The 18,883-nt window shown below is 42.0% G+C and carries 20 protein-coding genes; 14 read left to right on the top strand and 6 right to left on the bottom strand.

Translation table 11 applies throughout. The annotated features are described in order from the left end of the window. Positions 1-279: 279 nt before the first annotated feature. The 5 genes from D1614_RS17845 to D1614_RS17870 all read left to right on the top strand — a co-directional run bounded on the left by D1614_RS17845 (position 280) and on the right by D1614_RS17870 (position 3,343). Entirely contained in the window at positions 280-954 is a 675-nt protein-coding gene (locus tag D1614_RS17845; RefSeq protein ID WP_119439343.1) for a hypothetical protein, read from the top strand. Between the two features lie 165 nt (positions 955-1,119). Then, complete coding sequence (locus D1614_RS17850) at positions 1,120-1,791, top strand: hypothetical protein (protein ID WP_119439344.1); 672 nt, start codon at positions 1,120-1,122, stop codon at positions 1,789-1,791. A gap of 28 nt (positions 1,792-1,819) precedes the next feature. Further along, positions 1,820-2,035: a hypothetical protein gene (locus D1614_RS17855; RefSeq protein WP_119439345.1), complete on the top strand. Its 216-nt coding sequence runs from the start codon at positions 1,820-1,822 to the stop codon at positions 2,033-2,035. Between the two features lie 215 nt (positions 2,036-2,250). Continuing rightward, positions 2,251-2,466 (top strand): hypothetical protein, encoded by a 216-nt coding sequence (locus tag D1614_RS17860; protein ID WP_119439346.1) that lies wholly within the window; start codon positions 2,251-2,253, stop codon positions 2,464-2,466. A gap of 190 nt (positions 2,467-2,656) precedes the next feature. Next, positions 2,657-3,343, top strand: coding sequence for an Ig-like domain-containing protein (locus D1614_RS17870; protein ID WP_119439348.1), 687 nt, complete (start codon positions 2,657-2,659; stop codon positions 3,341-3,343). An 850-nt stretch (positions 3,344-4,193) separates the two neighbouring features. Here the strand turns inward: D1614_RS17870 and D1614_RS17880 are convergent. The 4 genes from D1614_RS17880 to D1614_RS25770 all read right to left on the bottom strand — a co-directional run bounded on the left by D1614_RS17880 (position 4,194) and on the right by D1614_RS25770 (position 8,245). Further along, positions 4,194-6,344, bottom strand: coding sequence for a S46 family peptidase (locus tag D1614_RS17880; RefSeq protein ID WP_119439350.1), 2,151 nt, complete (start codon positions 6,342-6,344; stop codon positions 4,194-4,196). Between the two features lie 789 nt (positions 6,345-7,133). Beyond that, positions 7,134-7,550 carry a GreA/GreB family elongation factor gene (locus tag D1614_RS17885; RefSeq protein WP_162304549.1) on the bottom strand — a complete coding sequence of 139 codons (417 nt, stop codon included), beginning with the start codon at positions 7,548-7,550 and terminating at the stop codon, positions 7,134-7,136. A 91-nt stretch (positions 7,551-7,641) separates the two neighbouring features. Next, positions 7,642-8,058: a GreA/GreB family elongation factor gene (locus tag D1614_RS17890; RefSeq protein WP_119439352.1), complete on the bottom strand. Its 417-nt coding sequence runs from the start codon at positions 8,056-8,058 to the stop codon at positions 7,642-7,644. 43 nt (positions 8,059-8,101) lie between these two features. Beyond that, positions 8,102-8,245: a hypothetical protein gene (locus D1614_RS25770; RefSeq protein ID WP_162304550.1), complete on the bottom strand. Its 144-nt coding sequence runs from the start codon at positions 8,243-8,245 to the stop codon at positions 8,102-8,104. Positions 8,246-8,334: 89 nt separating this feature from the next. On the opposite strand from D1614_RS25770, the gene D1614_RS17895 reads away from it, so the two are divergent. The 7 genes from D1614_RS17895 to D1614_RS17925 all read left to right on the top strand — a co-directional run bounded on the left by D1614_RS17895 (position 8,335) and on the right by D1614_RS17925 (position 15,594). Then, positions 8,335-9,024: a MarR family winged helix-turn-helix transcriptional regulator gene (locus tag D1614_RS17895; protein WP_119439353.1), complete on the top strand. Its 690-nt coding sequence runs from the start codon at positions 8,335-8,337 to the stop codon at positions 9,022-9,024. 233 nt (positions 9,025-9,257) lie between these two features. Continuing rightward, the gene (locus tag D1614_RS17900; protein WP_119439354.1) at positions 9,258-10,388 is read left to right on the top strand and encodes a Re/Si-specific NAD(P)(+) transhydrogenase subunit alpha; all 1,131 of its coding nucleotides are present in this window, start codon (positions 9,258-9,260) and stop codon (positions 10,386-10,388) included. Positions 10,389-10,399: 11 nt separating this feature from the next. After that, positions 10,400-10,705 (top strand): NAD(P) transhydrogenase subunit alpha part 2, encoded by a 306-nt coding sequence (locus tag D1614_RS17905; RefSeq protein WP_119439355.1) that lies wholly within the window; start codon positions 10,400-10,402, stop codon positions 10,703-10,705. Between the two features lie 11 nt (positions 10,706-10,716). Beyond that, positions 10,717-12,129 carry an NAD(P)(+) transhydrogenase (Re/Si-specific) subunit beta gene (locus D1614_RS17910; protein WP_241558133.1) on the top strand — a complete coding sequence of 471 codons (1,413 nt, stop codon included), beginning with the start codon at positions 10,717-10,719 and terminating at the stop codon, positions 12,127-12,129. A gap of 35 nt (positions 12,130-12,164) precedes the next feature. Next, positions 12,165-12,917, top strand: coding sequence for a MepB family protein (locus tag D1614_RS17915; RefSeq protein ID WP_206610067.1), 753 nt, complete (start codon positions 12,165-12,167; stop codon positions 12,915-12,917). A 159-nt stretch (positions 12,918-13,076) separates the two neighbouring features. Next, positions 13,077-13,421, top strand: coding sequence for an iron chaperone (locus D1614_RS17920; RefSeq protein WP_119439356.1), 345 nt, complete (start codon positions 13,077-13,079; stop codon positions 13,419-13,421). 199 nt (positions 13,422-13,620) lie between these two features. Next, on the top strand, positions 13,621-15,594 hold the full coding sequence (locus tag D1614_RS17925) for a TonB-dependent receptor (RefSeq protein ID WP_162304552.1): 1,974 nt from the start codon (positions 13,621-13,623) through the stop codon (positions 15,592-15,594). Here the strand turns inward: D1614_RS17925 and D1614_RS17930 are convergent. Continuing rightward, a complete protein-coding gene (locus D1614_RS17930; protein ID WP_119439358.1) occupies positions 15,591-15,902 on the bottom strand; it encodes a winged helix-turn-helix transcriptional regulator in 312 nt (103 codons plus the stop codon). The genes D1614_RS17925 and D1614_RS17930 overlap by 4 nt on opposite strands. A 157-nt stretch (positions 15,903-16,059) precedes the next feature. Here D1614_RS17930 and D1614_RS17935 point away from each other — a divergent pair, with 157 nt between their 5' ends. Together D1614_RS17935 and D1614_RS17940 are read left to right on the top strand one after the other, a co-directional pair. Continuing rightward, positions 16,060-16,986, top strand: coding sequence for a ClpXP adapter SpxH family protein (locus tag D1614_RS17935; RefSeq protein ID WP_175579292.1), 927 nt, complete (start codon positions 16,060-16,062; stop codon positions 16,984-16,986). A gap of 315 nt (positions 16,987-17,301) precedes the next feature. Continuing rightward, a complete protein-coding gene (locus D1614_RS17940) occupies positions 17,302-17,661 on the top strand; it encodes a hypothetical protein (protein ID WP_119439463.1) in 360 nt (119 codons plus the stop codon). Between the two features lie 21 nt (positions 17,662-17,682). Here the strand turns inward: D1614_RS17940 and D1614_RS17945 are convergent, their stop codons facing one another. Further along, on the bottom strand, positions 17,683-18,798 hold the full coding sequence (locus D1614_RS17945) for a DUF4934 domain-containing protein (RefSeq protein ID WP_147384313.1): 1,116 nt from the start codon (positions 18,796-18,798) through the stop codon (positions 17,683-17,685). Between the last annotated feature and the right edge of the window lie 85 nt (positions 18,799-18,883).

Below are 18,883 nucleotides of genomic sequence, written 5' to 3' on the forward strand. Positions count from 1 at the left end.
AATGAAAGATAACTGCTTACTCTCCGGGATTATGCTAAATTTGTTAACAAAACCTGGTGAGTTGTGCAACAGGCACAAAATGTAAATTTAATGCGGGTTTCAGCCGGTAATTCAACAGCAGTTCTTCGTTGCAACACCGCCAATTCGTCTTTGACGATTGACGAAAAATTTGAAATAATGAATAAACGAATTGGCTCCGTGCGAGCTTGAAAGTTCATCACTTAAAATCCCGCACTCCACTTACATAAACCGTTATAGGGCATTTTGAGAGAAAAAATCATGCAGACAAGAAAACATACAGCTTGGAAGAAAAATCGAAAATTCGGAGACGTAATGGGTGGACGAAAAAGACTCAAACTTGCTGATAATGTGTTTAACAGACAGCATAATTTGACCGCTCCAACTGACGATGAAGAAAAACCAATTTTTATAGTTGACAATCCTTCGCGTGACTTTTACTTTCCTGTGACAGTAGACGAGGTTAAAAAAGTTCTGGAACAACTTCCCAAAGAGCACATAGACCATTTGACACATATTTGGTTTCAAAAAATTAAAAAATCAGATTATCTGAACGGGAAGACATTTCAAGGTTTATTTATTTGCGGTAGCGGAGTTTATTTAATTGTTCTTCATCCATTTCCGACAGATAACAAAATGAGATTTGGAAAAACAAAACCACTAAAGAAAATTCTAAATTTCTATAAAAACTATACCGTAGAATTACACGAAGATAACGACAGCTGGTTTTTACAATGGACTGAAGAAACAATAAAAAAGTATTACATGAACAACCTACTACTTCACGAAATTGGGCATTCAATTGACAGTTTCTACAAAAGATATTGGAGCAAGGCGACAGAACAGAAAAAAGAAAATTGGGCAGATAATTATGTTGCCGTTTGGGCAGACCAAATACGAGAAATTTATGAACCGAATGAAAAAAACGTCCTATAACAAAGAACTATTTCAGGGCGGGGTTTGGTGGTACGCCAACTGCGTTCCGAGTACTCGGGATCGTTTCGCAGTTCCGTGTCCTTCGGACAGGAACACTCTCCGATCCCGATAGCTATCGGGACGCCCCGACAACTTGCAAGTGACCATTATGCTTAAATTTAAACGATGAAAAAGCTACTGACAATTATACTAGTCTTTTTGACAATTAACTCCATTGCACAAGTCGCTACTATTAATGACAAGGATGGATTTACAAATGTTAGAGAAAAACCTAGCATTGATTCAAAAGTGATTTATAAACTAAATAACAATAAAGTATTTTGGTATGACTATAGTGAGAAAAACGATACATCTGATTGGGCTGTAGTATATATTCCCAAAAACGATTTATCATTAGGTTGCACTGACTTTAAATTTTTAGTTGGATTTATTCATAAATCAAGACTTGCCCCTCTTGACAAAATGGAAGAATATAAAAAATCAGATTTCAAATTCTCTTACACTCTTAAAGATTTCAATCCAGACAATCGAATTATAGATTGGATAAATAATCGTTCTGTAAGTTCTATTGATGGTCAATCTGTTTGGGGAACAGATGGAGAATTGCCAAAAACTGAAATTGAGAAAATCTCTATAAAAATTGACGGTGAAGAAATAAATATCAATAAGGCTTTTTATTCGAATTTGTTTGAATGTGACAATGAGTTTAGAGTATATAAAAAAGAAGACACTTTTTTTGTTTATCAAGACAATAGTGATGGCGCAGGTTATTATCAGATTGTTTGGGTCTTAAACAAAACCGGTCTTATACAACGATTGCTAGGTACGATTTACTAAAAAAGCAATCAGTAACTGACAAACTGTAATGAGAACTAAACTTGATAAAAAAGGAATTAAGCTTACAATCATACTTTTAAGTATTGTTGGAGTAATTGTTATTTTGTATTTCTGGGCACAGTATGGTAAATCTAATTTTCCCAAAAGTGTTATCATTTTTATTGCAGGATTCCTTGGAGTATTAGCTGTAAGAATACCATTAAAACTATTATTTGAGTTAATAATAAAATTGATAAAAAAATAAAAATCTAAGCATAACACAGCACATATCACAGGGTGGGGTTCGATGGTACGCCAACTGCGTCCCAATGCTTCGGGATCGTTTCGCAGTTCCGTGTCCTTCTGCTGGCGCCGATTTGTAAGCACCGAGGGCAACTCAGGCAAACAAAAACAATATGCAAAATACACCGACAAATCAGAGTTTAACTTTTTGACAGAACCGAACTGATTAAATACAAAATGAAATCCAAATTCAGAAATACAGGAATTACTCTTTCAATTGCTTTCATATGCTTGCTTGCAATAATGTTGGTATTTGTAATGTGGACAAGATCTGGGTTTGCCTTTTTTTTAGTAAAAGTAGCACTCTTGGTTATTGGTATTTTAGGAGTATTTATTGTTTGGGCAGCAGTGAAACATATCATCAAAATGATTAAATGGATTATAAAAAAATAAAAAATCGAACGCATAAATTGGAAATTGCATTGCTGGGTTCGTGCGATGTCGTAGGCTGGATTCTCGTTTTGCAATTTCGTGTCCTTCGGACAGGAGCGCTCTCCGAAATCTGCAACGACAATTTGCAAATGACCGTTTGCAACAAGCAAAATAAAGCTATAGCTTTTTCAGAAGATATAAATTAAAGACTATGAAAATAACAAATGAAAAAACTTTACTAGCAGTTATTTATAGCTGTATTATATTTGTAGGTTGTGTAAAGGAGGATAACAATATAAAACCTACTATTATGTTCTTGCAACCTCAAAATAATTCTGAAATTTTAGAGGATTCAGTGTTAAGAATTATTGTTGTTCCTAATGATGAAGATGGTAGTATTTCTGAAATCGAATTATTTCTTGATGAAAAATTGTTGAAATGTTTAACAGTTACTCCATATCAATTTGATTGGGACCCTGACATTCAAGATATTGGATTACATGTTTTGAAAGCAGTTGCATATGATGATAAGAATGCGAAAGGGGAATCAGAACTTCAAATTAATATTGGAGATTATAGAGAATTCATTACTGGCGACTATAACGGAATACAAGTTAATACAATTATGGGATTAAGCCCTATATATGGTTCTTATCACGACACTTCAACTGTAACGGTCACTATTTCTATGTCACAAATTGATTCTATTGTAGATCTTGATTTTACTCCTGATTATCCATACGAGAATATTCCATTTAAATATACCATGGGTAGTTTGTTTTCTATTGAAATGTATCATTCTCCATATTTAAAAATTATAAACGACAGCCTATATTATAAGCATCGGCCAGGATTAGGTCCTAGTTGGACTGAAGTTTTTGCCAAAAAGATAGAATGATTTTACACCCCCAGTTGTCGAAAAGCAGAATTTTGAAAACAATGATTACAGATTTATAAAAGAAATAATGCCAGTTGCCAACATTTTGCATAAGTAATGGCAGGCAGTGTGGTTAATATCAAAGGTTTCTAATCCGCTCTATCTACGTAACGATTTGGCAGGAAAGTGCTGCGCAATCAGCCACTCCACATCTATTTCCCGTCATGCCCCATTGCACCCAACAGCGTCTGTTATCTCCCAAAAGATCATAATTCTTTCTGCGGATATTCCACAAGACTGATTTTATCTTATTGCTACACCAGCACAGCAAGTTAGCATTCCGGAAAGCGTAACTATTGGATGCGATTGGCGAAAATTTTAAATAACTTTACGGGTAATTAGAAAATCGGTACAATGAAAAAGATACTGTTAATTTGGTTGGTTTTCTTTTTCGGATTGTCCAATCAATTATTTGCAAAAGCCGGGATGGCAAATGACGAAACTGAATTTGCTTTGGCCCTGGCTGGTTTTCTTCTCTTAGTGGCAGGATTTTTTGAAGGAATCGGCTATCTGAAAAAAAATGGCAAGGGCCTTTTTATCAGGTTTCGGACATTTCTCAAAAATAAGCTGTTAATGCTAAGGAACTCTCATTGAACCCCTGCCGCACGGAAATCACATAATTGGAATCAAATAAAAAAAGAGGGTGTCCCAAAAGCTGTTAAAATCAGGTTCTCGCAAAGACACAAAAGAAGCGCAAAGCTCGCAAAGTGCACATCATCAGTTTCTGTTTTTGCGCTCTCTGGGTAAAACTTGGCGGACTTTACGTGAAATATACTTTTGGGACATCCTTTCTCTTCGGGCTTCGGGCTTCTTACTTAACAATATCCATTTCGTTTAGCAAATAGCCAGCGCCGGCAAACTTATCGACAATAAACAAAACGTAACGAATATCGAGCGAAATGTTGCGGCACACCTTCGGGTCGTACATAATATCGCTCATGGTTCCTTCCCAGCAACGGTCGAAGTTCACGCCAATCAGTTCGCCGTTGGCATTTACCACCGGGCTGCCCGAGTTTCCGCCCGTTGTGTGGTTGGAAGCGGTAAAACATACCGGAACCGTTCCGTCAACTCCGTAAGCGCCAAAATCTTTGTTTTCGTACAATTCTCTCAGGCGGTCCGGCACATCGTAATCGTAAATCTCCGGGTTATCTTTTTCCATAATACCGGTTAAGGTGGTGTAATACTTGTATTCCACCCCATCCACAGGCTCGTAACCTTCCACTTTTCCGTATGCAACGCGTAACGTGAGGTTCGCATCCGGGTAAAATGCTTTCCCTACGTTCTTCTCCATTAAACCGGCCATGTAAATTTTCATGGCTGCATCAATGGCTGCACTGGCTTCTCTTACTTTTGGGCTAACCGTGGTTTCGTTGATGTAATCGATTTGCTTGTACAGATTCACAAGCGGGTCTTTACGAAGTTTCAGCAATTGTTTGTCGGAACCATCCCGCAGCAACTTTTCCAGTTTTTCGCGGTTGGACAAAACCGATTTACGGTACACTTTTTCGACCAGTTCACGGCCACCGTATTTCTGCACCATTTCCTTTAGTTCAGCCGGAACAAACTCATCCGACAAGCCCGCTGCCAGCAGGGGCATCAGTTCGGCAAAAAGCTTTTCGTCGGTCGGCTGGTTGAAGTTTTTGTAGAAACCTTCCAAACCGGCCACCGCAGCTGCACGCCTTACTTTTGCCACTTCATCCTGCTTCCCTTCAATAAAATTAATGATTGAACTTACCGCCTGTGCATGCCGGAAAACCTCCACTCCGCGCAGCACAACCTCCGAATAGTAATCACTTGCTTTTACATATTTTGCATACACTTCGTACTGCTTTTCAAACTCGTCGAAAACAGGTTTATAGGTACTTTCCCAGGTTCCGTTTTGTTCGGCCCAGGCTTTAAACTCCTGTTCGTAAGCCAGTTTTTTATTCACTGCATCCAAACGTTCAAGGCCTTTTATCTCGCCCTGCCACTTTTTCCAGGCATTGCTTATGCTCTGGTACTTGGCAGCATACTGAATGCGTATGGCCGGATCAGATTCCATGTCGGCACCGATGATCTCCAGTTTTTTATCGCGCAGCATAATGCGATCGGGATCCCGCTGATTCATGGTAATATCCACCGCCTGGTGTGCCCAGTATTCGGTGGTTGTTCCGGGGTTACCAAATACCATGGTAAAATCGCCCTGCTGAACACCTTTCATCGAAACCGGGAAGAATTTTTTAGGTTGGTACGGAACATTGTCGGGCGAATAATCTGCCGGTTCGTTGTCTTTGTTGGCATACACCCTGAACAGCGAAAAGTCGCCGGTATGGCGGGGCCACATCCAGTTGTCGGTATCGCCTCCAAATTTTCCGATGGCCGACGGCGGAGCGCCTACCAAACGTACATCGCGGAAAACTTTGTACACATACAAAAAGTACTGGTTGCCATAAAAAAGCGGTTTTACCGATGCGGAGAATTTTCCTTCCTGCCCGGCATTTTTCACAATAGTTTGCGTGTTGGAACGGATCTTATCACGAAGAGCGGTTTCATCGAGGCCTTCGGTTCCTTCCATCACCTTGTCGCTTACGTCTTCCATGTATTCGAGAAAGCTGACAGTGAGTCGTTGGTTTGGGAGTTCCTCGCTCTTATTCATGGCCCAGAAACCGTTGGTAAGGTAATCGTGCTCAACCGAACTGTGCGCCTGAATGGCACCATACCCGCAGTGATGATTGGTAATTAACAGGCCTTCGTCGGAAATAAGTTCACCGGTGCAACCCCCGCCAAAAATAACCACGGCGTCTTTCATGCTTGCATGGTTCACATCGTAGATATCCTGCGCAGTGAGTTTAAAACCCATTTCCTGCATTTCCGCCAGGTTGTACTTTTCCAATAAAATGGGAATCCACATTCCCTCTTTGGCCGAAACCTGAAAGGCCAAAAGAAATACCAGCAATACTGCCGTCCAGTTTTTACACAACATAAGAAGTATTTGTAATTAATTCGTAAATGGAGTAAAAATCACGCTCTTAAAAAATGATTTTCAACAACCCCGGACAAAGATATAAATTAGTGGTACTTAGCCATGGAATTTCGGGCGGGCTTGCGCCTTTCAGTGGCTGCTTTCAATCAAAAATCATGATTCCGGGGAGTCACCAACAGAAATGAAAGTTAAGATCAATACTCGTATCCGGGATTTGTTTTTATTTTTTAATGCAGAATATCCAATGTTGAATTCCCAATATCCAATTTCCCGGACTTTGTTGGATATTTTACATTCAAAATTGAGAATTGGATATTTTTTAAAATTAACTCTCAAACAAAAAAAGCGGAAGTATACACCCCCGCTCAAAAAAAACTAACGTTAAATATAAAATCTCAAAAACGTCAAGAAGCCTATCTTTTGTTCTTTCTCACTTTTACTTTTTCTTCCTGCTTCTTTTCTTTCTTCTCTTGTCGCTTTTCCTTGATACTCTTTTGGGCTTCTTTCTGCCCGTCTCTTTTCTTTGCCATAGCATTTAATTTTAGATTACTACTAACATTGAATTTTATACTGTATTATAAAGCACTGACTGACAACAGCCAGCAACTCGTTCAAACAACTTCTCCCCGGCATTTGCACCGCGGAAAAAAAACTAAAAAGCAAGAAGGATTAGTTGACAGTAAACTGCCAACTAACCTTCCTGCCAAATGCAGTTACCTGCATTGAACTAAAAAAACGGAATGAATTAAAAAATCGCTAAACGAAGTTTCTCTAGGATAAGAAACCGGTTTATATATTAAAATCACCAACAGCTTCTGGCTGATAATGAATACTTAATACTTTTATGCGATGCTCTTTCCCCCATGCCTGGTAGGTAATTACATCGTTGCTCTTACGAAGAAAGATGGCCGAGCCCAGGTTTGAAAACACCGAGATTTTATTTTCTCTTACATTTTCAAATTCGGGATAAACCAACTCTAGTTTAAAAGTAAAATTATCGTCGTCGGTTTTTATTTCAATCACCGACCCCATGGTAATAATATCAGGCGGAATTTCGTCAACCTGTACCTTTTGTGCAGCCAATACCCTTTTTTTAAGCTGTTTCAGATTTACAATCTGATCGGCGTACTCCTTCTCTGCAGTTACAATGCACCGCATAATTCTCTCAAAATCCAAAACCGAGATGATCTCATTCTCCTGTGTCATTGACGTCATGGTTTAAATTATGTAATCCGGAAGCAGGTATTTCAAATTATAATTCGTACAGCACTTTTCGGCTCCTGTTATTTTCTGAAGTTCAGGTGGTATAATCGCCGTTTGCCTCGGGTTGAAACACGATGTTGCAGATTTTCATCTTTTTAAGCCCGCCGGGAACTTTAAATGAAACTACACTGTCGGTTTTGTACCCCAGCAAGGCACTTCCGAGGGGCGATAAAATAGAGATGTTACCTTTCTTAAAATCGGCATCTTTGGGATATACCAGGCGAATGGTCATTGATTTATTGGTGTCCATATCCACAATCTCCACCTGTGTATTCATCGTGACAAACTCAGCCCCGATTTTTTTTGAATCGATTTTTTTGGCCCTTGTAAGCTCAGTCTCCAGAAAGCTAACTTCTTTTGAAGCTTCCTTATTAAACTGTTTAATTGAACTGATAATGCCGTTCAACCTCACATAATCCAATTTTGTAACTTTTATAATATCTTCCATCATCTAATAGATTAAATTTTAACTAAAAAAAATAAACGGGATAATTCTAGCGCGAAAAACGGCTAGCTGAATGGCAAATACCAAGGCTTGTCACGTTTCCGGCAGCTACAGGAAAGAAGATCCTGTAACCTTCCACTGACAGTGGACGATCGCCTGAAACCAGCACATGTATATTTACTTTTTTTCTCATCTATAAATCGTATCCGATATTTTTATATCGTATCCGATGTAAATATATAAATTAATTTTATTACTTTCCATATAAAAAGTACAATACCGATGAATTATAGCTTGCTCAGGCAAACAATTGACTTACTGGAAGAGTATGAACAGTTTGAACAACCCGCTGATATTTTGGACTTTGCCTACTGGCTAGTTGGGAAGTACAGTACCGAAACAAAAGAAAGCATCTCCTACCCTTCGCAGCGGAAAAACTCGGAAACTACTGACAGCCCACTGGCTATCAAAAACTTTCGGCAGGAAACCCGGTTCCTGGAATACGTGGCTCGCATTGCCCGCTACCACGAATTTTACGTTCGAAAAGCCTTACAGGACCTGGACATCAACACCCGGCTCGAGTTTCTGTTTCTGCAAACCGTTGAGAGTTCTGACCTGGTGAAGAAGACCGACCTTATAAATATACACCTGTTGGAATACACCACCGGGATGGATACCATCCACCGCCTGATCAAGAAGGAATTTATAAAGGAAGTGCAAAGCACCGAAGACAAACGAGTTAAGTTACTGGCCATTACCGAAAGAGGAAAAGAAGTGCTGGAGCAAACCTCGAAAAGAATACTCGAAGAAAATGAAATGTTCTTTTTAGCCATCAATAACCGGTGGAAAAAAATGACTCCTCTCCTCGAAGAAATCGACAGTTTCCACCACAAAATTTATCAAAATCATAACAATAAACCTTTTGCCGAAATCAGTAACCTGATGGATTCGCTGAAATATTTATCGCAGTAAAATTTCCCCTTGTTTTACAGCAACTCTTCCAACAAAATATTCCCGATAACAAAAACCAACCGGAAATTCACATTCTGCGCTGATAAAAGCAAATTTTGAACGGATTCGTTTCAAAATGACACGATGCTAACAAAAATCATTTTAAATCATAATTAATTTCATTTTTCGTTAGTAGATGCGCTTTACTTTATTTGTTAGTTTTACCCCTTTCAACAAAATCTAAATTACAGTTTATGATTCTTGGCTTATTAAAAGAGTATGGAACTGAAACACGTGTTGCGTTGTTGCCTGAAACCGTAAAGAGCTTTACTGATCTGAAAGTAGAAGTTTTGGTAGAAAAAGGCGCAGGGGAACATGCGTGTGCCACCGACGCCGATTACGAAGCAGTGGGTGCCAAAGCAGTTTCGAGAGCAGATGTTTTTGGCAAAGCAGATGTTTTGCTGCAAATTCAGCCACCGGCAGAAGGCGATGTCGACAAGATCAAGGACTCGCAGGTATGGATCAGTGCTTTTAACCCGCTGTGGGAAACCGGGCTGGTAAAAACATTCCAGAACAAGGGAGTAACTACCTTCAGCCTCGACATGATTCCGCGTACCACCCGTGCGCAGGCGATGGACATCCTGTCGTCGATGGCAACCGTTTCGGGCTACCAGGCAGTGCTGGAAGCCGCGGCCAACCTTCCCACCTTCTTCCCCATGTTTATGACGGCCGCCGGTACCATTCGCCCGGCCAATGTGCTGATACTGGGTGCCGGAGTTGCCGGATTGCAGGCCATTGCCACCTCGAGGAAACTGGGTGCACAGGTTCAGGTGTTCGATGTTCGCTCGGCAGTAAAGGAAGAAGTAATGAGTTTGGGCGGTAAGTTTGTGGAAGTGGAAGGCGCTACCGAAGACAAAGCTGCCGGAGGTTATGCAGTAGAGCAAACCGAAGAATTCAAGAAAAAACAACAACAGGCCATCAACGACCACGCGGCAAAAGCCAATGTGGTGATCTGTACCGCACAGATACCGGGCAGAAAAGCTCCTTTGCTGGTTCCAAAAGAAGCCGTTGACAATATGAAGGCGGGTTCGGTGATCATCGACCTGGCAGCCTCCACCGGCGGAAACTGCGAACTCACCAAAGACAACGAAACAGTGGTTTACAAGGGAGTTAGCATTATCGGGCAGTCGAACTATCCGGCTAAAAAACCGATTGATGCCAGCCGCATGTTTGGAAAGAACGTGCTGAACTTCATGAAACTGATCATTGCGGAAGAAGGCGCCCTGAACCTGAATTTTGAAGACGACATTGTAAAGGGAACCTGTATTACGCATGCAAAAGAGCTTTACAACGAACGCGTTAAATCAGTCATCGAAACCAAATAAAAGAACCAGATATGGAAAACGTATTAACTTTTTTAACCGCGAATAAAGATGCGATATTCATTATTGTTTTATCGGTATTTCTGGGTTTCGAGGTTATTTCAAATGTACCGTCGGTATTGCACACGCCCCTGATGTCGGGAGCCAATGCCATCAGCGGGGTTATTATTATCGGGGGCATTATCCTGGTAGGACATGCTTCCACCACCTTTGAATGGGTGCTGGGTTCGCTGGCCCTTTTTATGGCTACACTGAATGTGGCCGGAGGTTTTGTAGTTACCGACCGAATGCTCGAAATGTTTAAAAAGAAGAAAAAATAACGATGAATGCTATGATTATACTAAATACATTAATGCCCGGACAGGTAGTCCTGGAATACAGTTATCTTCTTTCTGCCATTATGTTTGTAATCGGGCTGAAGCTTCAGAGCCACCCCGAAACCGCCCGTAAAGGAAACTTCTGGGCCGCTTCGGGTATGATTCTTCCGATGATTACTACCTTGATATTAAACCGCAACGGCGCCGGCGAAGCAATCGGGATGGGGAACGTAATTGCCATTCTGCTGATTATTGCCGCCGGAACAGTAGTGGGTTCCATTATGGCACGCAAGGTGAAAATGACCGCCATGCCGCAAATGGTATCTTTCTTTAACGCTACCGGAGGTGCTGCCTCTGCTGCGGTGGCACTGATCGAATACACCAAAAACCCCGACCAGGCAGTGCTGGTTGGCCTCCTGGGGCTGGTAGTGGGAAGTATCGCTTTCAGTGGGAGTATGATTGCCTACGGAAAGCTCGACGGCAAAGTAGGCGACATTTTTGCCAAATTCATGACCTATGTGAACCTGCTGTTCATGGCTGTGATTGTTGCCGTGATCCTGCTGGTTTTGTTCGGAGGCTTTGATGCACAAACCCGTACTTACCTGGTTTTCGGATTGCTCGTAATTAGTTTGGTTTACGGTGTAAGCTTTGTAATGCCCATTGGCGGAGCCGATATGCCGGTGGTTATTTCGCTGCTGAACTCGTTAACGGGTATTGCAGCTGCCATGGCCGGTTTTATTTACCAGAACGAAGCCATGATCCTGGGCGGTATTTTGGTAGGTGCTGCCGGAACCATCCTGACACTTCAGATGTGTAAGGCCATGAACCGTTCGCTGATCAACGTGATCATCGGATCGTTCGGAGGCGGTGGAGCCAGCCATGCCGATGTACAGGGCAGTATCAAGGAAATTACCTTGACCGACGCAGCTGTTTTGCTGAGCTACTCGCAAAAAGTAGTGATTATTCCGGGATACGGTTTGGCCGTTGCCCAGGCACAGCACATTGCACACGAACTCGACAGCCTGCTGGGAAGCAAGGGCGTTGAAGTAAAATACGCCATTCACCCGGTGGCAGGACGTATGCCCGGCCACATGAACGTATTGCTGGCCGAAGCCGATGTGCCCTACGAACAGCTGGTGGAAATGGACGACATTAACCCCGATATGCCCAACGTAGATGTGGCCATTGTAGTGGGTGCCAACGACGTGGTAAACCCAGCGGCTTACGACGACCCGGGCAGCCCGATCTATGGTATGCCGATCATTGATGCGCACCTGGCGAAGAACATCATTATCATGAAACGTGGTATGGGTAAAGGGTATGCCGGTATCGAGAACTTCCTGTTCTTTAACGACAAAACCCGCATGCTGTTTGGCGATGCCAAAGGTACCATGACCAAACTGGTAAGCGAAATCAAGAGTATGTAATTGAGCCGCAAGCTACAAGCTTCGAGCTTCGAGCTTTGAGTGATAAGGAAATGCCATTTCTGTCAGCTGACGGAAGTGGCATTTTTTCTGAAAGTGACCGGATTCCCGAAACATTCCCCCCTATTCATCAAAAACAAGACACTGCAAAAGAGAAGCATATTCTTTTGGAAGGTCCTACCGATTCAACATTGTTTTTAGAGAAATTGATCAAAACAAAAAACAACTATCCCTTAAAAACAGTTTTAAAGCTGAAAAAACCGGAACTACAATTTAAAATCCTCGAAATAAAGCGAATGGACAAAAATTTAAAGCAAATAAAAACGAAGATTTACGATAGATGTTCTTTTGAAATTTCAGACTTCAAACTTGAACAGGAAAGTAAAGAGTATGATGCTTGCCGGTTTAATTTAAACGGAAGCAGAATAGTAAGCAGAAATGCGAAAATTACACCTAAAAAGATTGGACAATTTGTGACATTTTGGAAGAGAAATGGAAACGGGCCCATTGAACCTTTTAATGACAGGGATGAAATCGACTTTTTTGTCGTAAACATAAGAACTGAAAATGAATGGGGGCAATTTGTTTTTCCAAAATCTGTGCTAATTGAAAAAGGAATAATCTCTACGCAAAAGAAAGAAGGAAAAAGAGCTTTCCGGGTTTACCCAAGCTGGGATAAAACAAAAAGCAAACAAGCGGAACAGACTCAAAAATGGCAATTGAATTATTTTTATGAAGTTGGAGAAATGACTGATTTTGAAAAAGTAATTCAATTATACAGCAAGGGATGAAAACAGTATTGTCTCGTAATAAGCCCGGAATTGCTTTCGAACAAAAAGAGGCTCCCATTCTTAGCAGGAATGCATCTGTTAATGCTAAATACGAAGCAGAAAGTCAAAATAAAGTCAAATTATTTGCCCCTTAACTCCAACTGCCCTTAATTTACCTCTATGAATGAAGTGGATAAATACATCGCCGGCTTTCCGGAAAATGTTCAGGTTTTGTTAAGCCAAATGCGAAATTGCATTCGGGAAGCTGCACCGGAAGCTGTCGAAAGCATTGCATACGGAATGCCGGCATACAAACTCAACAAAAAGCCGCTGGTTTATTTTGCAGCTTATGCCAGGCACATCGGTTTTTATGCAACACCAAGCGGTCATCGAGAGTTTGCCAGCGAACTGTCGGTATACAAACAAGGCAAAGGTTCGGTTCAGTTTCCGATTGACGAGCCTCTCCCATGCGATTTAATCCGAAGAATAGTAGCATTCAGAGTAAAAGAAAACGCGCTGAAATAATTGGGCATAAAACTATTCCATACTGTCAAATACCTGAGAGTGTAAACCTTTTTTTGTAATTTTGATCAAGGAACCAATAACCTAAAAGCCCATGAAATCAATTTTGCATATCCTGGCTTCTTTATGCTTCGGTATCGCATGTTTCTTACCTCTGACATCTCTTGGACAGAGTTCTCCCTCCGAACAGGACACCACGATTATGAACGACCAAATTGAGGAGATCACCATTACGGCTTTTCGTTCTCCTTACAATGTTTTTAATACACCGGCACCGGTCAACCTGATTCTGAGCACACAGTTAGAGACAGGGAATGCGCTCTCCCCGGTTGATGCCTTAAACCGCATTCCGGGAATTCTGATGCACCACGGGACACTCAATACCAACCGCTTAACCATTCGGGGAATTGGGTCGCGAACGCCTTACGGCACCAATAAAATAAAAGCCTATTTCGGAGAGATTCCGCTTACGGCCGGCGACGGAGAAACAACCCTGGAAGATCTTGAGAACCTGTCTATTCAGCGGGTGGAAATCATCAAAGGCCCCTCGTCGAGTTTATATGGAGCAGGACTGGCCGGGGTTATTTTGTTCCATCCTAAAAATGTCAACAAAGATTTTGTCCAATACAACAACACAACGGCTTCTTTTGGTACGTCAAAAAATACCTTGTCGGCCGGAATAAAAGATGGAAAGCTGAATATTTTTGCGCTTGGCTCGCTGTTAAACAGTAACGGTTACCGCGACAACAACGAAACCGACCGTGGAAGTCTGTTTCTGAATTCAGTGTACAAATTCTCCGAAAAAACACACTTACAGGCGCTGGTTCGGGTTACCAAAATGAAGGGGCATATCCCAAGTTCGCTCGACCTGGAAACATTCAACACAGCTCCCCAAAGTGCCGCAGCCAACTGGCTCGCGGTAGCCGGATACGAGAAATATACAAAGGCCCAGTTTGGCATTGCATTAAACCGCTTTACCATGCGCGACGGCAAAATTTCGGTAGCTGCTTTTGGCAGTTTCCGCAGCCTCGACGAACGAAGACCCTTTAACAAACTTGAAGAATCATCGGATTACCTGGGTTGGCGGGCCGAAATGCAAAAAGTGGTGGCTGTTCCCAATGCCCGCTTAGTACTTACTACCGGGGTTGAAATGTTTCGTGAAAGTTTTGACTGGAGTACGCACAACAACGACACCCACAGCCTGCTTTCCGATAACAATGAAAAACGGCAATACGAAAACCTCTTTGTTCAACTCGAATCAAACATCTACGATCGGATCTTTATCTCCACCGGAATCAATGGAAACCTTACCCGTTTTAACTATACCGATCATTATACGGATAACGGCGACCAATCGGGGAAACGGAACTACAAACCGGTTTTATCGCCGCGTCTGGGGATCAACGTGCTGTTACGAAACGAACTTTCGGTTTTCGGAAATGTCAGTCATGGCTTTTCTACCCCCTCGTTCCAGGAAACCTTGTTACCGGAGGGTGAAGTAAATCCGGATATAAAGCCCGAGACCGGCTGGAACTTTGAAATTGGTTTTCGTTCGCAGTTCAAAAACAGGTTACGACTTTCGGCCAGTTATTACCGCATATACATAAATAACCTGCTCGTAGCACGGCGCACCGGCGAAGACGCTTACATTGGAGTTAATGCAGGGCAATCGGTTCATCCCGGTGTGGAAGCAGAAATTACCTGGAACGCCATAACTTTTCACGGGACAAACTTGCTGATTCTTCAGGGAAGTGCCACTCTGGCTGATTATCATTTTACCGATTTTGTGGACCTGAATAAAAACTATACCGGGAAGCTGCTCCCCGGAACCGCCCGGCAACTGCTATCGTTTTCGGCTCAACTAAACCCGGTGAAAAATATTTCGTTTAATGCCTGGCATCAGTACACCGGGAAAATGCCGGTAAACGATGCCAATTCCGCGTTTTCAAAAGCATTTGGCGTTACAGGGCTCGAACTCAAATACCAGGGGAAAACGGGTCGATTGAAACTGGGAATCAAAGGTGGAATTCAGAACATTTTTGATGTGCATTATGCCTCGATGCTGGCGGTTAATGCCCCTTCGTTTAACGGTGCCTCGCCCCGGTATTATTACCCCGGAGACCCGCGAAACTATTACGTTAGTATTTTAATCGGGCTGTTGGAAAAACAATACTAAGCCAGTTTTTCCAGCTGCCGGAATACAGGAACAAGCGACTTTCCGCTTTCGGAGAGATAATATTCAATGTGCAAAGGTTTTTCCCGAACCACAACTTTTTCCAGCAACCCGGCTTCTTCCAGTTCCCGTAAAGCAACGGAAAGTGTTTGTTTGTTAATTCCTTCAATTTCGCGAAGCAAGCTGCTAAAACGCAACGGTCCATCTGTTGCCAACCGAAAGATCTCGGGTTTCCATTTCCCTGCCAACAACTTCAACATTGCCTGCGCCGGACAGGTTTCGCTATCTTCTGTATTTTTTCTGATGGTCATAAAAATCTGACTTATTGCACAACACTTAAACTATTCCAAACTTTGCGCAAAGATAAAAATTGAACAATACAGCCGTCTAATGAAGTTGACTCATCTGCTATTAATAACATTCTTAACATTGGCCGCCACAAGCTGCCAGTCTCAAAATAGAAATAATATGAACGAACAAAGCAATCCTTTGCTCTGCAATCCAGAAAGCGGAGTATGCGAAATACCCGCAAATCCTCAAAACTCCGCCGGCACCAGCAACATTCAATCAGAAAATAAACCGGTAAAAGTTATTTACTATACTGATCCGATTTGTTCTTCGTGCTGGGGAATTGAACCACAGCTGCGAAAATTAAAACTGGAATACGGAAACAGCCTCGAAATAGAATACCGGATGGGCGGCTTGTTGCCCGACTGGAGTTACAACAGCGGCGGTATCAGCAAGCCTTCGGATGTGGCTTCTCACTGGGACGAAGTAAGCATTTACTACGATATGCCCATTGATGGCGATCTTTGGCTCGAAGATCCGTTATCGTCTTCTTACCCTCCGTCTATAGCTTTTAAAGCGGCGCAATTGCAAGACAAAGAAAAAGCCCTGGAATTTTTGCGTGAAATACGGGAAATGGTCTTCCTGCAAAAAAAGAACATTGCCAAATGGGAACATCTGGAAACGGCTGCCAGGAATACCGGTTTTGACATTGAGCAATTCAAAGCAGATTACAACGGAAGAGCCCGCGAGTTGTTCAATGACGATTTGAAACAAGGCCGGGAATTGGGAGTCAGAGGTTTTCCAACGATGTTTTTCACCGATGCCAACGGAAGAACAGAAACCGTTTATGGATCAAGACCTTATTCCTTTTTTGAAGCTGCTGTGCTAAAACTTTATCCGGCGGCACAAAAAGCGAATTATGAAAAAAGACTCGATTTTGTGTTTTCGCAATACCACACCTTAACGGCCAGGGAATTTTCAGAGCTAACGGATACCCCCAGAAACGAAAGCGAAAAAGTATTAGATGAAGTGACTGCCAAAGGGAGCCTAAAAAAATATACGACTAGAAACGGGTCTATCTGGCAGGTAAACTCCGAACAAAAATAAGCGAATAAATTCTTTCGAATTATTATAACACAGGTTGTCGAGCGTATCTCCAGCATGGCTTGGCACCTGTTTTTCAATCATCTTCCCCAGACCAACTTCCTGACTTTAAAGTGTTTGTTTCTTTCCCTTTACTCCTGCTGTACCAATACTTTTTATGTTATGAAATCAGGTAGTTTCAAAAACAATGCTTAAATTAATCGTGTGTTTTCTGCCGGTCAATAAGCTCTAAACCCAAAATGCTTCATTCATTTGAAGGGAACGGATGCCTTTGACCCACAGAAGTTTGAACAATCATTTTACCTGAACAACACGGTTATGGAAGCAAGAAAATGCATGGAATGTGGCGAGCCTTTAAGAGGAAGAGCCGACCAAAAATTTTGCAACGACCTGTGCAGAAATGCCTACAACAACAATAAACTGGGCAAATCGTCGAATTACATGCGCAAAATAAACCGCTTGTTAAAAAAGAACCACGCCATTTTACGGGAGCTGAATCCGCAAGATAAAACCACTGCTTTTCGCAGCACACTCGAGAAACATGGTTTTGAATTTGATTACCATACCCATCTGTACACTACCCGCAGCGGACGTATTTACTATTTTGTTTACGATCAGGGCTATTCTGAACTCGACAACAACAAGTTTGTACTGGTAAAAAAAGAAGATATTCTGTAAGAAGAATGTCCTGTCTAAAACCTATAAACCGCGTAGCTTACACCGCAGCAACACAGGATTTTCACTGTCTGCAATTTGTTTCTGAAGCTGGTCGAAGCCTTTAACCTTTTTATTGGAAATTTTATGACCGCCAATTTTATAGGAACTAATTGGAATCAGAAGCTCGTCCTTTTCGGTCAGGAACTCCACTTTATCCCACATTCCTCCGTCAACGTCGTTCACGCCATGCGAGAAGTAGCGGGTCTCCCAGGTGTTTTTATTAACAATAGCAGTGGTTGCAGCCGATCCCACCCAGTAGTCGAGGTAAATAAAATTCCGGCTTTCCTGGTAATTCTTTACTTCTACGTGCTCCGTGTCGTGCATGTAACGCAGTGCATCTGTATCTTTCAAGGTATCAATCCTTTCCCACGCCTGAGCCAAGGTTGGCAGTACATCGCCCTGAAATACATATGCGGGAATCAACTCTGCGTTGGCATAAGTAAAAACAGTGTCGTTTATCGTTGTAAAAATATGCTCCTGATCCTTCCCTACCGAAACAACATTGGAATACAGCATCCGGCGTAAGCGATCGTTTGTAACACGGGCTACCTTCGTTTTGCTTTTCGATGGGTAAGTGCTTATTATCTGTGCAGGGTCTGTTTCGTTTACTACCACAAACCGGCCATTGTCAACAAAAAAAGAGGCTCCTTCCATGTTCGAGCGGTCCAGTTGCTTTAAGTATTTCCCATCTTTCCCTACTTCGTGAATCCCGTTGGAAGCCAGAATCGCATAGCCTTTTCCATAACTAATGATATCGAGAGGTTCCTTAATCTTCGAATTACTTCCGCCCGCCAGTTCAATAATAAAATCACCATTTTTTGAAAATCGCATGATACTGCTGCTCCCGGCCATTCGGCGTTTAATCAAAAAGTCGCCTCCAATCTCCTTTACATCTTCCATTTCACCGATATCGATACCGGCTTCCATCACTTTCAATTCAACATAGTCAACCTTCTCCACAAAACTGGAGATCGGAAGTATGTCTTTCGATTCTTTTAAAACAATGGTTCTTAAACCCTTATCGGCTGTTTCTGATGGCGAACATGCTGTTATAACTACAATGGCAGCTAACAGCATCATTTGTACTAATTTCTTCATTTCCTGTTCTGAACACAATTCTGGTGCCAAAGTAAACGCATTCAACTGAATAAGTTTGCCTGAAAAAAGAAGTTTTAACATTAAA

The organism is Maribellus luteus (assembly GCF_003576475.1).
In the GTDB taxonomy this organism is placed as follows: domain Bacteria; phylum Bacteroidota; class Bacteroidia; order Bacteroidales; family Prolixibacteraceae; genus Draconibacterium; species Draconibacterium luteum.